We start from the raw sequence: 14,797 nt of genomic DNA, 5'->3' as shown, positions 1-14,797 counted from the left end.
GACGCCCGTCAACTCCGGGAAACCTCAAGGTCGTTCGGCGCGGAGCCGAGCGCTACGACCGGAATGACGTCGTCCCCGGTGTGGCTCTGTGCCGTGCGCCCGGCCACGTACCGCTGGGCGATCGTCCCGCAGATCAGGGCGAGGGGCAGGGAGGCCAGCCGCCAGCCGTCGGGCAGCAGCCAGGCGGAGAGCGTGCCGAGGGCGGCCAGGGTGCCGATCAGGGCTACTCGGTCGCGGCGCACGGAGATGCTGCTTTCCTCGCGGAACACCCGGGGGTCACCGGACTGCTCGCCGGGGCCCCACGTACAGCAGGAACGCGACGACGACGCAGACGAACGCCGGGCCGAGGAGCACGCCGTCCCACAGGAGGCGGTGGCTGGTCGGGATGCGTGCCGCGGTACCGAGGGCGAGCCCCGTACCGAACAGGATGTTCGACCGCGCGCCCTTCGCACCCCGACTCTCCGTCGGGCCCACCGGCGTTCCGCGCCCCGCGAGATGCAGCACGCCTCCCCCGACGAGAACCGCGGAGACGGCGAACGCCACCGCATACAGGGTGACTTCCACAGGCTTCCCCCCGCTTCCTTGTTTTCCTTCGTCGGGTCGCTGGTCGGTCGGTTGGCCGGAGAACGAGCCGTCCCCACAGGAGGGCCCAGGGTTTGGCTCGGTGAGCGTAGACGATGCGTCTCCGTGACGCCGTCGGCCTTCGTCCGGACGGCCCGGAGTGCACCTGTGGGTCGTGCGACCCCCTGCCGAGCCGCCCCTGTTTGTCCGTATCATCCAGACCGTTCGCCCCTATACGGGCAAAGCGAGGGTTGGCCGATCCTTGACGGGAGATGCGGACATCATTCGCCCCTCACCTCAAACCGCCACCGTCTCGAACCGCCACCTGTGTACGGCCCTCGCCACCAACCCCGCGGCCGGTTCCGGGAGTTCGGGAAGGTCCGCGTCGTAGTCCGCGTCCCACCAGGTGAGGACGAGGACGCGGTCCTGCGGAGCGCGGAGCGTCTCCCGGCGCAGGGGTTCCGGGGCCAGCGTCTGCGTCCGTACCCAGGCGAGGAGTTCGTCGCCCCGTCCCTCGACGGCCCGTGCCTCCCACATCAACGCGACGGTCACGGGTACAGGTTCCCCTCAGTCACCTCGTGCACATGATCATGACTGTGACTCTGCCCCGGCACATGCGGGTCCGTCACCGGCAGCGAGGAGTCCGCCGACAGATCCCAGTCGGAGGGAGCCCTGCCCCGGGCGACCATCTCGGCACCAAGTGCGGCCACCATCGCCCCGTTGTCCGTGCACAACTTGGGCCGGGGCACCCTGAGGCGGATACCGGCCGCCTCGCAGCGCTCCTGGGCGAGGGCCCGCAGCCGTGTGTTGGCGGCGACGCCCCCGCCGATCATCAGGTGGTCGACGCCCTCGTCCTTGCAGGCCCGCACCGCCTTCCGGGTCAGCACGTCCACCACCGCCTCCTGGAAGGAGGCCGCCACATCGCGCACCGGCACCTCCTCCCCCGCCGCCCGCTTCGCCTCGATCCAGCGGGCCACGGACGTCTTGAGCCCGGAGAAGGAGAAGTCGTACGCGGCGTCGCGCGGCCCGGTCAGCCCACGCGGGAAGGCGATCGCACGGGGGTCGCCCTCCCGCGCGTACCGGTCGATGACCGGACCGCCGGGGAAGCCGAGGTTGAGCACCCGCGCGATCTTGTCGAAGGCCTCACCGGCGGCGTCGTCGATGGTCGCGCCCATCGGCCGTACGTCCGACGTGATGTCCGAGGACAGCAGCAGGGACGAATGGCCGCCGGAGACCAGCAGGGCCATCGTCGGTTCGGGCAGCGGGCCGTGCTCCAGCTGGTCGACGCAGATGTGCGAGGCGAGGTGGTTCACGCCGTACAGGGGCTTGCCGAGCGCATAGGCGTACGCCTTCGCCGCCGAGACCCCGACCAGGAGGGCGCCCGCGAGTCCGGGACCGGCGGTGACGGCGATGCCGTCGAGGTCCCTGGCACTGACCCCCGCCTCCTTCAGCGCCCGCTCGATGGTCGGCACCATGGCTTCGAGGTGCGCGCGCGAGGCCACCTCGGGCACGACACCGCCGAACCGGGCGTGCTCGTCGACGCTGGACGCGATGGCGTCCGCGAGGAGCGTGGTGCCGCGGACGATGCCGACGCCGGTCTCGTCGCAGGAGGTCTCGATGCCCAGGACGAGCGGTACGTCCTTGGAGTCAGCCATTGCTCTCGGTTCCCTGTACTTCGATTTCCTGCACGGAAGGGAGTGATGCCGACGGATCGCGGAGGCGCATCACCAGGGCGTCGACGTTCCCCGGCTGGTAGTAGCCGCGCCGGAACCCGATGGGCTCGAAGCCGAACCGCTCGTACAGCTTCTGCGCGCGCACGTTGTCCACCCGGCACTCCAGCATGACCTCGGCGCACTCGAACGTGGTCGCCGCCCGCAGCAGTTCGGTCAGCAGTACGGCACCGAGCCCGGTGCCCCAGTGCTCGCGGGCGACGGCGATCGTCTGTACGTCGGCCACGTCACCGGCGGCGGCCAGCCCTCCGTACCCGATGATCCGTCCGCCCCTCTCCACGCTGTCGTCCTCGGCGACGAGGTACCGCCGGGTCGCCTCCGGCCCTCGCGCATGGGCCAGGTCCGACCAGAACATGCCCCGGGACCAGGCGTCCTCGGGGAAGAGGTCCTTCTCCAGCTCCAGCACGGGCTCGATGTCCCACCAGCGCATCTCGCGCAGCACGGCAGTCGTCACTTGGGGGTGACCACCTTGTAGTTCTTGGGGACCTGGGCGTCGGGTCGGCGCAGGTAGAGGGGTCTGGGCGCGGGGAGTTCGACGCCCGCCGCCAGCCGTTCGGCGGCCAGCGAGGCGAGGGCCGCGGCGGACACGTGCTCGGGCTCGTGCGCGTCCGGGAAGGTGTCCGGGTAGAGCAGGGCGCCCGCGCCGACGGCCGGCAGGCCCGCGACCTGGTCGGCGAGGTCCGCCGGCCGGTCGACGGACGGCTCCGTCACCCTCGTACGGGAGTCGCTGTATCGCGCCCAGTAGACCTCCTTGCGGCGGGCGTCGGTCGCCACGACGAAGGGGCCCGGCAGGTCGGCGGCGTACGCGAGGCCGTCCAGCGTGCAGACGCCGTGTACGGGGACGCCGAGCGCCAGTCCGAAGGTGTCGGCGGTCATCAGGCCGACGCGCAGCCCGGTGTAAGGGCCGGGGCCGATGCCGACGACGACGCCGGTGACGGCATCGAGGCCCGTGCCCGCCTCGGCGAGGATCCGGTCGACGGCGGGCAGCAGCAGTTCCCCGTGCCGGCGCGCGTCGACCTGGCTCGACGCGGCGACGACAGCCGTCCCGTCGTGCAGGGCGACCGTGACGGCCGGGGTGGCGGTATCCAGAGCGAGCAAGAGCACGCGAACAGCCTACGGCGCCCGCGCCCTCCGTACGGCCGCTCCGGTCGCCCCTCCGGCTGCTGCTACCGTCACCACAAAACGGGACGTACGTGTCATTGCCGGATTCCGGCCGGGACGTACCCGGTGACTACAGAGAACGCAGAGGTGGGCGCTGGTGACCAGGAGCAGCTCGGGATTCGTGGCCGGGCTCACCGCGGCGGCCGTCGCGGCGGTCGGCTTCCTCGCCTACCAGGCCTCGGCGAACGCGCCGCGGACCCCGGGCGCCCCGAACGCGTCCTCGTCGTCTCCGGTGACGACCTCGAAGACCGCCCGCGACGCACGGCACCCCGACGCCCTGCCGGAGGACTCCGGCAAGGGCAGGCGGGTCGTGTACTCCCTGGACAGGGACCGGGTGTGGCTGGTCGGCGCCGGCGGCAGGGCGCTGCGCACGTTCACGGTCACGCCGGGCTCGATCGACCCGGCGCCGGGCAGGTATCTGGTCACGTCCCGCTCGATCTCGGTCACGGGCACCGACGGCACCCCGATCGAGCACGTCGTCCGCTTCACGGGCGTCGACGGCGTGGCCATCGGCTTCAGCGCGGCGGTGGACGGCTCGGCCCCGCAGCCGGACCCGGAGGTACGCACGGGCGGCATCCGGGAGGCCCGGCTGGACGGGAACGCGATGTGGAAGTTCGCGACGGTCGGCGAGAAGGTCGTCGTCGTCCGATAGGAGACGTCAGGCGGTGGACGTCAGGCAGCTTTCCGCTGCTCGACGGGCTCCTCCGGGGCACGCGGGGGCGTCGAGACCGCACGGGCCGCCGCGCCCGCCGCCAGCAGATCGCGCATGGACACCCCGGCGACCGCGTACGACCGCGGTTGCGACGTCGACTGAGGCTTCGACTGGGGCTTCGGCGGCTGCTGCTTGTTGCCATCTGTGGCCGACATGGACGCCTCCTGAGACCCGGGGGCGGACGTAGTTAGGTAACCCTAACCACGGACTGGATACCATGTCACCACGCGCAAGACCCTCAACGCAACATCTTGCCGACGGATTGTCGGAACATTCACGCAGACGTTCCCGCGGACGCTCACGCACACGTTCATACGGCGCTCAGATCAACCGTCGCCCACCGCTCCCCCACCCCCGTGAGGGTGACGTGCCGTACCTCGTCCGTGGTGTCTCCGGTGGCCCGGTGGATGAGGAGGTGGAGCCGGTCGTCGGTCAGCTCCTCGACCTTGCCCTCGCCCCACTCCACGACGACGACGGACTCGGGCAGCGAGACGTCGAGGTCGAGATCCTCCATGTCGTCGAGACCGCCGCCCAGCCGGTACGCATCCACGTGGACGAGCGGCGGGCCCTCGCCGAGGGAGGGGTGGACGCGGGCGATCACGAAGGTGGGCGAGGTGACCGCACCCCGGACCCCGAGCCCCTCGCCGAGCCCGCGGGTCAGCGTCGTCTTGCCCGCGCCCAGCTCACCGGTGAGCATCAGAAGGTCGCCGGCCCGCAGGATCTTGGCGAGCCGACGGCCCAACTCCCGCATCTCATCGGGCGAGTCGACGACGATCTGCACTGTCCGTACCGTGCCCGGTTCAGCCGGGTTGTGCGCTGCCGCTGGTGCTTCCATAGCCAGCCACCGTAGCTCCTGCAGGAACGGCACCCGCGCGGGTGAGCAGGTCGGCGAGCCGGTCGGTGACCGCTTCCGGGTGTTCCAGCATCACGAGGTGCCCGGCGTCCGGCACGAGCACCAGCTCGGCGTCCGGCAGCAGGTCGGCCATCGCCTCGCTGTGCTCGCTGGGCGTGACGAGGTCCCCGACCCCGGACAGCACCAGCACGGGCATGTCCGTGAAGTGGCGGAGAGCCTCGGTCTTGTCGTGCTCGGTGAACGCCGGGTAGAACTCGGCGACGACATCTATCGGGGTGCCCTCGATCATCCGCTCGGCGAACCGCGCGACGGCCGGATCGACGTCCCGCGACGCGAACGAGTACCGCTTGATGATGCTCGCGAAGAGATCGGCGGTGGCCCGCCGCCCCCGCTCCACCCACTCGGCCTGCTGCCCCAGCGCCTTCAGCACGCCGGGCAGCACCCGCCGCACCGCGTTGACGCCCGCGACGGGCAGCCCGAAGTTGACCTCGCCGAGCCGCCCGGACGACGTACCGACGAAGGCGACGCCGACGACCCGCTCCCGTACGACCTCCGGGTACTGGTCGGCGAAGGCCATGACGGTCATCCCGCCCATGGAGTGCCCGACCAGCACGATCGGCCCCTCGGGCACGGCGGCGTCGAGGACGGCCTTGAGGTCGCGCCCGAGCTGGTCTATGGAGACGGGCACACCGTCCTGGACCTGGGCGACACCGCGCGCCGAGCGCCCGTGGCTGCGCTGGTCCCAGTACACGCTCCGGACGACACCGCGCAGGGCGGCCCGCTGGAAGTGCCAGGAGTCCTGGCCGAGGCAGTAGCCGTGGCTGAAGACGACGGTGACGGGGGCCGGGGCCTTGCGTCCGAAGAGCCGTCGCCGGCGCGGGGTGAGGGCGGGCACGGCTGCCGGGTCGACGTCGTCGACCTCGTAGTACAGCTCGGTGCCGTCGTCGGCGTACGCCTTGCCCGGGGTGCCGCGCAGCGCGCCGTACGGGCCCGCCGCGTCGAGCGCGAGCCGCGCCTTCTGCCGTATGCCGCGCCCCACGGTCATCCGCTCCACGGCGACACCCGCGGCGGCGCCGGCGGCCACCACGCCTATGGCGACGCCCACGATGCCGGTCGCCCGGCGCCAGTTCCCGGCCGATGCCTCCGCGGCGGAGACCACGGCCGCCGTGGCGGCGCTCGCGACGACCTCCGCACTGCTCTCGCTCACGTACCGCTCCTCGCTGGAATGACCACTGAAGTAGTTGGAAGACCTGTGGGAAGACTTGCCGGAGTTACGGGGGTTACTCGTGCCGCCCGGCCCGAACCGGTCGGGCGATTGCCCCTCTTGTCACTCATTCACGTAGACGCGGGGTACGCGGGTTCCGATGCGCGTGACGATTTCGTACGCGATGGTCCCGGCCGCCTGTGCCCAGTCCTCGGCCGTGGGCTCACCGCGGTCACCGGGTCCGAAGAGCAGCACCTCCGCGCCCGCCTCGGGCTCGTCGCCCCCCAGATCGACGGCGAACTGGTCCATGGCGACCCGCCCGGCGACGGTCCGCCACTTGCCGCCGATCAGGACGGGACCGGTGCCGGAGGCGTGCCGGGGGATGCCGTCCGCGTAGCCGACGGGGACGAGGCCGAGGGTGGTGTCGCCGGGGGTGACGTAGTGGTGCCCGTAGCTGACACCGTGGCCGCCCGGTACGCGCTTGACCAGCGCGAGGGAGGCGGCCAGCGTCATCACGGGGCGCAGTCCGAGGTCGGCGGAAGTGCCGATCTCGGGGCTGGGCGAGATGCCGTACACGGCGACCCCCGTCCGCACGAGGTCGAAGTGCGTGTCCGGTCGGCTGAGCACGGCGGGCGAGTTGGCGAGATGCCGTACGTCGGGCCGCAGGCCGTGCCGTTCGGCGTACGCGAGCATGTCGCGGAAGCGGGAGAGCTGGGCGTCGACGGAGGGATGGGCGGGTTCGTCGGCGCAGGCGAGATGGGACCAGAGGCCGGTGACGCGGATCAGCCCATCCTGCTCGGCGCGGCGGGCGGCGGCGACGAGCGTGCTCCAGTCCTCCCCCGGCTGACAGCCGCCGCGCCCGAGCCCGGTGTCCGCCTTGAGCTGGACACGGGCGGGCCGACGGGCGGCGGTGGCGGCTTCGACGACCTCCCGCAGGGCCCACATCGCGCCCACCGACACGTCGATGTCGGCCTCGACGGCCTCCTGCCAGGGCCCGCCGGGAGTCCAGAGCCAGCACATCACGCGGACATGGCGGGGAATCCCGGAGGCCGGCCGCCGCAGGGCGAGCGCCTCCTCGGGAGTGGCGGTGCCGAGCCACTGGGCCCCCGCATCGACGGCGGCCCGGGCACACCGGACCGCCCCGTGGCCGTACCCGTCGGACTTGACGACAGCCATCAGGGCCGCGCCGCGCGCACGAGCGCGCAACGTCCGTACGTTGGCACGCACGGCGTCCAGATCGATCTCGGCGCGGGCACGCAGGGCTGCGGCCGGCAGGGCTGCTGTCTCACTCATGGCGCCCCCAGTGTCTCAGAGGGACCGGGAGATCCCGGCGATCGCATACCGGCCCACGCTCTTCAGCCCGTCCGGCGTCCGAGAACAAGGCCCGTCCAGCGCCAGCTTCCTGCCCACCCGCCCGCCCCCACCGCTTCTCCAGCCCAGGCCCAGACCATCCAGCCCGTCCGGCGTTTGAGGACAAGGCCCGTTCAGGGCCGACAGCGGGGGTCTGGGGGCGCAGCCCCCAGGGATGGGACGGGTAAGGGCGGCGGGGGCGAAAAACCCCCGGTTCACCCACCCCGCACATCCCGCCAGGCCCTCCCCACCCCCTCCGCCACGTCCTGCGCCCCCACCGGCGCCCCATCCGCCGCGAGCCTCCCGGCGAGCCCGTGCAGATACGCCGCCACGCTTCCCGCGTCCAGCGCCGAGAGCCCCGCCGCCAGCAACGACCCGCCCAGCCCCGACAGCACGTCCCCGCTCCCGGCGGTGGCCAGCCAGGGCGTGCCGGTCGCGTTGACCCGTACGGGGCCGCCCGCCGGATCGGCGACGAGCGTGGTCGAGCCCTTGAGGAGGACGGTCGCGCCGTACCGGGCGGCGAGTTCACGCACGGCCGACAGCCGGGCGCCCTCGACCTCCGCACGGGCCACCCCGAGCAGCGCGGCGGCCTCCCCGGCATGCGGAGTCATCAGGGTCGGCGCGGTACGGCCCCGCACCGCCTCCCGGTCCGCCAGCCGCAGCCCGTCCGCGTCGATCAGCACGGGTACGTCCGCCTCCAGCACCTCGGCGACGGTGCCGGCGTCGTCCCCGGCCCCGGGCCCCACGACCCACGCCTGCACACGCCCCGCCTTGTGCGGCCCCCGGTCGGACACGAGCGCCTCCGGAAAGCGGGCGATCACCGCCTCCGCCGCCGGCCCGACGTACCGCACGGCACCGGCCCCACCCCGCAGCGCCCCCGCGACAGCCAGCACGGCAGCCCCCGGATACCTCGCCGACCCCGCCGCGATCCCGACGACCCCCCGCCGGTACTTGTCACTCTCGGCCCCGGGCACCGGCAACAGCCGGGCGACGTCGGCATGCTGCAACGCCTCCAGCTCGGCCTGCCCGGGAAGCACCTCCCCGAGCCCGATGTCGACGAGCCGCACAGTCCCGGCGTACTCACGCGCGGGGTCGATGAGCAGCCCCGGCTTGTGCGTCCCGAAGGTCACGGTGAGATCGGCGCGCACGGCGGCCCCCCGCACCTCACCACTGTCGGCCTCGACCCCGCTGGGCAGATCAACGGCGACGACAACAGCCCGGGCCCCCCGCACCACCTCCACCAACGCCGCCGCGTCCTCCCGCAGCCCTCCCCGCCCCCCGATCCCGACGATGCCGTCGACGACGAGGTCGGCGCGCCCGATGACCCCGTCGGCCACACCGGGGCTCACGACCCGCCCGCCCGCCCGCAGCAGCGCCGCGCGCCCCCCGGAGTGCGTGCGTTCCGGCGCGAGCAGCACCGCCGTGACCCCCGCTCCCCGCCGGGCAAGCCGAGCGCCCGCATACAAAGCGTCGCCCCCGTTGTCACCACTACCGACGAGCAGAACGACCCGGCTGCCGTACACCCGCCCCATCAACTGCCCACACACGACAGCCAGTCCGGCCGCCGCACGCTGCATGAGCGCTCCCTCCGGCAACCGCGCCATCAACTCCCGCTCGGCGGCCCTGACCGTCTCCACGCTGTACGCAGTACGCATACGGTCGAGTCTCCCGCACCGCCCGCCGATCGGCCCGTCGGTCGGCTCTCGGCAGGGTGTTGGGGCAGGAGCCCTACCCTGGCAAGGGCCCTACCCCTCCGCCACCACCACCGCCGAAGCCACCCCCGCGTCATGGCTGAGCGACACGTGCCATGACTTCACCCCGAGTTCCTCCGCACGCGCGGCCACTGTCCCCGTCACACGCAACCAGGGCCGCCCGCTGTCCTCGACGCAGACCTCCGCGTCCGTCCAGTGCAGCCCGGCCGGAGCGCCCAGCGCCTTGGCGAGCGCCTCCTTCGCGGCGAACCGGGCAGCGAGGGATGCGACACCGCGCCGCTCACCGCTGGGCAACAGCAACTCGCTCTCCAGGAACAGGCGTTGCACCAGCCCGGGCGTGCGCTCCATGGACGCCGCGAACCGGTCGATCTCCGCCACGTCGATACCGACCCCGATGATGCTCATGCGGAGCACCCTACGATCCGCACGGCGACCTCAGTCGGCCGCCTTGCCGGTCGGCCAAAGGCTCAGTCCCGTTCCGGGGCGGCCCCCGGGACCTCCTGGCCGTCGCCGAACAGATCCTCAGCACGCTCCGCTGTGCGGGCTCGGTGGAGCCAGTCATCGAGGCGAGCAAGATCGGCGCAGGTGGTGACGCGTTCGCGGACGCCGTCAGAGACGGGGAGCCTCCGTACTTCCAGCACGGCCAGAATCGACTTGGCTTTCCCCTTCGCCAGGCCGACGGCGTAGCCGGTGGCCCACTGCTCGGCGTATCCCGGCGGCCATTTCTCGATCTTTCCCCGCAGATACGCGATCTCTCCGGGCGACAGATCGTCCCGCTTGAGGATCTCCTTGAGTCTTCCGTGGAGTTCGGCCATGGCCTTCGCGGGCGAGAGGCCCACCAAAGCGATGGCCGCCACGAGCGCCGTGGCAATACCGGAGACTTCCTCTTCCAGTTCCGGGCGCAGGCCCAGCTCTCGGTTCGGGTGCATCACGCGGCGGCCCGCAGCTCGCACCACACGAATTTGCCGCGATTCCCGGACCGGCTCAGCGGCTGCCATCCCCAGAGGTCGGAACAGGCCCGCACCATCCCCAGTCCGCGTCCGTCCTCCGACTCGACGAGCTGCCCCAACTCCCGTGGCGGCTCCGGCGGTCGGGGGTCGGCGTCCCAGGCTCCGATGCGGAGTACGCCGGCCGACCAGCGGACGCGTAGGGCGGCGGGGCCCTTGGTGTGCCGTACGGCGTTGGACACCAGCTCGGCGGCGAGGAGTTCGGCGACATCGACGAGGCCGATCAACCCGTGCATGGTCAGGATCAGGCGGAGGGTGCGGCGGCTGACGGTGACAGCGCGGAGGTCGTTGGGGATGTAGAGGGAGTACTCCCAGGACTCGGGCTCGTTCTTGATTTCGGGCATGCGTCAACTCCCGTTCGGTGGTGGGGGGTTGCGGTCGGCGGGCGGTGGCATGCCGCAGCCGTCGTGGCAGGACGGTGTGGTGCGCTTCCGGGGGTCCCGGCGTTCCGCAGAGTGTGCGTCGCGTCACTGACGGTAGGCGTAACATGTAACGCCGGGCAAGCCGATCGCGTAATTCGACCCGAACGAGGAGCTGTTGATGACCCAGAGGCGCGAACCAACCGCACGTCAGATGCGCCTGGCGATCGAACTGCGCAGGCTCCGCCAGGCGGCAGGACTCACCACCATCGAAGCGGCAGCACTACTTGGGGTGAATCGGGTCCAGATGAGTCAGATCGAATCCGGACTCGTGGGCGTGAGCAAGGAGCGAGTACGCCGCTTCGCATCCCACTACGCCTGCACGGACAAGGAGTTCATCGACGCTTTGGCCGCGATGGCCACCGACCGAGCCCGTGGCTGGTGGGAGGAGTACCGGGGCCTGTTGCCCAAGCCTTTCCTGGACCTGTCCGAGCTGGAGCACCACGCCCGTTTTCTACGCAGCGTGGACATGCTGTTCGTACCGGGCCTGCTTCAGACGGAGGACTACGCACGTGCCCTCTTCTCGGCCAGACTGCCCGAACTCACTCACGAAGAGCTTGAGTTGCGCATCCGGCACCGGAAGGCACGCCAGGAGAGCACGATCCCCTACGAAGCGGTAATTCATGAGGCGGCGCTTCGGATCAGGGTCAGCGACCGTGCCACCTCGAAGTCCCAACTCGCCCGGCTCCTCGAACTCTCCGAAGCTGACCACATCACCGTGCGAGTCATCCCATTCGACCTGGACGACTTCGCCAAGGCGTCGAGCACGATGACGTACGCGGGCGGGCTCTTGCCCAAGCTGGACACAGTGCTGCGGGACGCACCCCATGGCTCAATCCTTCTCCATGCCGAAGCCCAGCTCACCATCTATCGAACGCGCTTCCGTATGGTGGAGGCCGTATCAATCGACCCCCTACGGTCGCGTGACTTCATCCACGAGCTGGCGAGAGAGCTGTGAGGCGCCCATGGACAACTGGCGGAAGTCGTCCTACTCGGGCGAAGGCGACGGGAACGCCTGCGTAGAGATAGCCAACTCCCCCACCCAAGTTGCCGTCCGCGACACGAAAGCCCCGGCCAGGGCAACCCTCACCTTCCCCACCGGAGCCTTCACCCCCTTCATCAACGCCCTAAAATCACCTCACTCCACCGTCACCGACTTCGCCAGATTCCGAGGCTGATCCACCTCGTTCCCCCGAGCCGTCGCCAGCTCACAGGCAAACACCTGCAACGGCACCGTGGCGACAAGCGGCTGGAGCAACGTCGGCGTAGCCGGAATGCGGATCAGGTGATCCGCGTACGGCACCACCGCCTCGTCCCCCTCCTCCGCGATGACGATCGTGCGCGCGCCCCGCGCCCGGATCTCCTGGATGTTGGACACGATCTTGTCGTGGAGGACGGACCGCCCACGAGCCGAAGGCACCACCACGACCACCGGCAAGTCGTCCTCGATCAAGGCGATCGGCCCATGCTTCAACTCACCCGCAGCGAAGCCCTCGGCGTGCATGTACGCCAGTTCCTTCAGCTTGAGGGCACCCTCCAGCGCCACCGGGTACCCCACGTGCCGCCCCAGGAACAGCACCGTGTCCTTGTCGGCGAGCGAACGTGCCAGCTCACGCACGGGCTCCATGGTCTCCAGCACCTGCTCGACCGCACCGGAGATGTCCGCCAGGTCGCGTACGACGGCCCGGATCTCATCGCCCCCCTTGGTACCGCGCACCTGCCCCAGATACAGGGCGACCAGATAGCAGGCCACCAACTGCGTGAGGAACGCCTTGGTCGACGCGACGGCGACTTCGGGCCCCGCATGCGTGTACAGCACGGCGTCCGACTCGCGCGGGATCGTCGAGCCGTTGGTGTTACAGATGGCCAGCACTTTGGAACCCTGTTCGCGGGCATGCCGTAGAGCCATGAGGGTGTCCATGGTCTCGCCGGACTGGGAGATGGCGATGACGAGGGTCCGCGCGTCGAGAATGGGATCCCGGTACCGGAACTCACTCGCCAACTCCACCTCGCACGGAATACGCGCCCAGTGCTCGATGGCGTACTTGGCGATCAGCCCGGCGTGAAAGGCCGTACCGCAGGCGACGACAACGACCTTCTCGACCTCGCGCAGCACCCCCGCCGAGATCCGTACCTCGTCCAGCGTCAGAGAGCCGGCCGCGTCGATACGCCCCAGCAAGGTATCGGCGACAGCCTTGGGCTGCTCGGCGATCTCCTTGAGCATGAAGTAGTCATAGCCGCCCTTTTCCGCGGCGGACACATCCCAGTCGACGTGGAACGACGTCACGTCAGCCGGACGGCCGTCGAACCCCGTCACCGTGACCCCGTCCCGGCGCAGTTCCACCACCTGGTCCTGACCCAGCTCGATCGCCGACCGCGTGTGGGCGATGAACGCGGCGACGTCCGAGGCGAGAAAGGCCTCGCCCTCTCCAACGCCCACCACGAGCGGCGAGTTCCGCCGCGCCCCGACGACGACGTCCGGCTCGTCGGCATGCACGGCGACGAGCGTGAACGCCCCCTCAAGCCGCCGGCAGACAAGCCGCATGGCCTCCGCCAGATCAGCACACGCCGAGAACTCCTCGGCGAGCATATGGGCGACGACCTCGGTGTCGGTCTCGGAGGCGAGTTCATGCCCGCGCTCGGCCAACTCGGCCCGCAGAGAGGCGAAGTTCTCGATGATCCCGTTGTGGACGACGGCGACGCGCCCCGCGTTGTCGAGGTGCGGATGGGCGTTGGCGTCGGTCGGCCCGCCGTGGGTGGCCCACCGGGTGTGCCCGATCCCCGTGCCGCCGGCCGGCAGCGGCCGTTCGGCGAGTTCCTTCTCCAGGTTGACGAGCTTCCCGGCCTTCTTGGCCGCGGCCAGCCCGCCATCGGCCAGCACCGAGACACCCGCCGAGTCGTATCCCCGGTACTCCAGTCGCTTCAGCCCGGTCATCACGACATCGAGAGCCGACTGCGACCCCACGTAACCCACGATTCCGCACATGTCCCGCAGCCTAAAGGCGGACTCGGGTCACATCCGGGCACCGCGTGCCCGATATCGGAAATTCCCGCCGGAGGTACGAAGACCCCCGACGGGAACGGAATCGCGGTGGATCAGCCGAGCTTGGCCAGCTGCGCGGCGACGATCTCCGTGGGGAAGTCGTAGTCCTTGCCGGTGGAGGCCGAGGCGATGTTGAGAGCGGGGATGTAGACGACGGTGGCGCCCTTGCGGACGACAACAGCCTTCATCGGCGCCTTCAGACCGGCATCCACGGTCACCGTCAGGGCGAGCGCCTCGTCCGCTCCCTCGGGCGCCGGGGTCGTGGTCACCTTCAACGCCTTGCTCTCCGTACCGGCCACGGTGAACGAGAACCCGGCGGCGCACTTCTCGGCGGAGGTGTTCAGGTCCTTCATCGCCTGCTCGGCGCCGCCGTCCTCATAGGAGGCCAGCGTGATGACGGCCTGCTCAAGGTCGAGGGCGGCAAGGAAACTGTCCTCGTCACTCGCCCCGGCAGCGGGCTTCGCGGCCTCCCCCTTCCACGTCCGCTTCGCCGTCGCCGCCGGCTTGCCGACGTAGCTACCGGACTGGAGGTACGCGAGCGGAGCGCAGGTCGCGTCGCCCGACGTCACCTTGTCCTGCGCGATGTCATCCTTCGCCGGCACCTTCTCGGTGACCGTCCCGCTCTTGACGTCCGCCTGCACGAGCGCAACCTTCTCCAACTCGGCAGCGGTAAGCGCCTTACCGGCGGCCGGCGCGGCAGAAGCGGAGGCGGCCTTGTCGGCCTGGGCGGTCGCGCTGTCACCGTTCTTGTCTTCGTCGCCGGACGAGCTACCGCAGGCGGTGACAAGCAGCGCGAGGGCGGCGGAGGAGGCGGCGAGGGCGGTACGGCGGACAGCGGTGGATCTCACGTCGGAAACTCTCTCTTTCAAGTAAACGCCGATGCCACTTCGCGGCTACTCCTGAGGGTATTCAGCGAAGCGCAATCGATTTACCGGCACTTTACGCAGCAGGTAACCGCGCGAGCCCACAGAGACACGAGCCGATATTTGATCGTGACGCCGCCGTGATCACTCGACTCAATTCGAGTCTCCATCGACCCGATTCC

At 70.6% G+C, this 14,797-nt stretch carries 19 protein-coding genes; 3 read left to right on the top strand and 16 right to left on the bottom strand.

Annotated features, from left to right (window positions below; translation table 11 throughout):
* Window positions 1–8 precede the first annotated feature (8 nt).
* The 6 genes from ACH4TV_RS25805 to tsaB form a co-directional block, all read right to left on the bottom strand.
* Complete coding sequence (locus tag ACH4TV_RS25805) at window positions 9–269, bottom strand: hypothetical protein (RefSeq protein WP_398401962.1); 261 nt, start codon at window positions 267–269, stop codon at window positions 9–11.
* 7 nt (window positions 270–276) lie between these two features.
* Complete coding sequence (locus ACH4TV_RS25800) at window positions 277–564, bottom strand: hypothetical protein (RefSeq protein ID WP_398401960.1); 288 nt, start codon at window positions 562–564, stop codon at window positions 277–279.
* 294 nt (window positions 565–858) lie between these two features.
* On the bottom strand, window positions 859–1,113 hold the full coding sequence (locus tag ACH4TV_RS25795; RefSeq protein ID WP_398401958.1) for a hypothetical protein: 255 nt from the start codon (window positions 1,111–1,113) through the stop codon (window positions 859–861).
* On the bottom strand, window positions 1,110–2,216 hold the full coding sequence (tsaD, locus tag ACH4TV_RS25790) for a tRNA (adenosine(37)-N6)-threonylcarbamoyltransferase complex transferase subunit TsaD (RefSeq protein ID WP_398401956.1): 1,107 nt from the start codon (window positions 2,214–2,216) through the stop codon (window positions 1,110–1,112). Before tsaD ends, ACH4TV_RS25795 begins: the two co-directional genes overlap by 4 nt.
* Window positions 2,209–2,721, bottom strand: coding sequence for a ribosomal protein S18-alanine N-acetyltransferase (rimI, locus tag ACH4TV_RS25785; RefSeq protein ID WP_398402336.1), 513 nt, complete (start codon window positions 2,719–2,721; stop codon window positions 2,209–2,211). Before rimI ends, tsaD begins: the two co-directional genes overlap by 8 nt.
* Window positions 2,722–2,741: 20 nt before the next feature.
* Window positions 2,742–3,395, bottom strand: coding sequence for a tRNA (adenosine(37)-N6)-threonylcarbamoyltransferase complex dimerization subunit type 1 TsaB (gene tsaB / locus ACH4TV_RS25780; RefSeq protein WP_398401954.1), 654 nt, complete (start codon window positions 3,393–3,395; stop codon window positions 2,742–2,744).
* A 154-nt stretch (window positions 3,396–3,549) separates the two neighbouring features.
* On the opposite strand from tsaB, the gene ACH4TV_RS25775 reads away from it, so the two are divergent.
* A complete protein-coding gene (locus ACH4TV_RS25775; RefSeq protein ID WP_398401952.1) occupies window positions 3,550–4,104 on the top strand; it encodes a hypothetical protein in 555 nt (184 codons plus the stop codon).
* 20 nt (window positions 4,105–4,124) lie between these two features.
* Here the strand turns inward: ACH4TV_RS25775 and ACH4TV_RS25770 are convergent, their stop codons facing one another.
* The 8 genes from ACH4TV_RS25770 to ACH4TV_RS25735 form a co-directional block, all read right to left on the bottom strand.
* Window positions 4,125–4,319 carry a hypothetical protein gene (locus ACH4TV_RS25770; RefSeq protein WP_398401951.1) on the bottom strand — a complete coding sequence of 65 codons (195 nt, stop codon included), beginning with the start codon at window positions 4,317–4,319 and terminating at the stop codon, window positions 4,125–4,127.
* 155 nt (window positions 4,320–4,474) lie between these two features.
* Window positions 4,475–4,999: a tRNA (adenosine(37)-N6)-threonylcarbamoyltransferase complex ATPase subunit type 1 TsaE gene (gene tsaE, locus ACH4TV_RS25765; protein ID WP_398401949.1), complete on the bottom strand. Its 525-nt coding sequence runs from the start codon at window positions 4,997–4,999 to the stop codon at window positions 4,475–4,477.
* The gene (locus ACH4TV_RS25760) at window positions 4,965–6,224 is read right to left on the bottom strand and encodes an alpha/beta fold hydrolase (protein ID WP_398401947.1); all 1,260 of its coding nucleotides are present in this window, start codon (window positions 6,222–6,224) and stop codon (window positions 4,965–4,967) included. Before ACH4TV_RS25760 ends, tsaE begins: the two co-directional genes overlap by 35 nt.
* A 120-nt stretch (window positions 6,225–6,344) precedes the next feature.
* Window positions 6,345–7,514: an alanine racemase gene (alr, locus tag ACH4TV_RS25755; RefSeq protein ID WP_398401945.1), complete on the bottom strand. Its 1,170-nt coding sequence runs from the start codon at window positions 7,512–7,514 to the stop codon at window positions 6,345–6,347.
* A gap of 272 nt (window positions 7,515–7,786) precedes the next feature.
* Complete coding sequence (locus ACH4TV_RS25750; RefSeq protein WP_398401943.1) at window positions 7,787–9,226, bottom strand: NAD(P)H-hydrate dehydratase; 1,440 nt, start codon at window positions 9,224–9,226, stop codon at window positions 7,787–7,789.
* Window positions 9,227–9,316: 90 nt separating this feature from the next.
* On the bottom strand, window positions 9,317–9,688 hold the full coding sequence (locus ACH4TV_RS25745) for a holo-ACP synthase (RefSeq protein WP_398401941.1): 372 nt from the start codon (window positions 9,686–9,688) through the stop codon (window positions 9,317–9,319).
* Between the two features lie 62 nt (window positions 9,689–9,750).
* On the bottom strand, window positions 9,751–10,212 hold the full coding sequence (locus tag ACH4TV_RS25740; RefSeq protein WP_398401939.1) for a hypothetical protein: 462 nt from the start codon (window positions 10,210–10,212) through the stop codon (window positions 9,751–9,753).
* Window positions 10,212–10,634: an ATP-binding protein gene (locus tag ACH4TV_RS25735; RefSeq protein ID WP_398401937.1), complete on the bottom strand. Its 423-nt coding sequence runs from the start codon at window positions 10,632–10,634 to the stop codon at window positions 10,212–10,214. The genes ACH4TV_RS25740 and ACH4TV_RS25735 overlap by 1 nt, the downstream gene beginning before the upstream one ends.
* Window positions 10,635–10,830: 196 nt before the next feature.
* Here ACH4TV_RS25735 and ACH4TV_RS25730 point away from each other — a divergent pair, with 196 nt between their 5' ends.
* Window positions 10,831–11,667, top strand: a complete 837-nt coding sequence (locus tag ACH4TV_RS25730) for a helix-turn-helix domain-containing protein (protein ID WP_398401936.1) — start codon at window positions 10,831–10,833, stop codon at window positions 11,665–11,667.
* A 7-nt stretch (window positions 11,668–11,674) separates the two neighbouring features.
* On the top strand, window positions 11,675–11,887 hold the full coding sequence (locus ACH4TV_RS25725; protein ID WP_398401934.1) for a DUF397 domain-containing protein: 213 nt from the start codon (window positions 11,675–11,677) through the stop codon (window positions 11,885–11,887).
* Here ACH4TV_RS25725 and glmS read toward each other — a convergent pair.
* Entirely contained in the window at window positions 11,848–13,695 is a 1,848-nt protein-coding gene (gene glmS, locus ACH4TV_RS25720; protein WP_398401932.1) for a glutamine--fructose-6-phosphate transaminase (isomerizing), read from the bottom strand. The two genes, ACH4TV_RS25725 and glmS, sit on opposite strands and share 40 nt — an antisense overlap.
* 110 nt (window positions 13,696–13,805) lie before the next feature.
* Window positions 13,806–14,600, bottom strand: coding sequence for a hypothetical protein (locus ACH4TV_RS25715; protein ID WP_398401930.1), 795 nt, complete (start codon window positions 14,598–14,600; stop codon window positions 13,806–13,808).
* Window positions 14,601–14,797 lie beyond the last annotated feature (197 nt).

The organism is Streptomyces sp. NPDC020898, from assembly GCF_044333925.1.
GTDB lineage: Bacteria > Actinomycetota > Actinomycetes > Streptomycetales > Streptomycetaceae > Streptomyces.
This window is presented reverse-complemented; position numbering and strand designations above follow the sequence as displayed.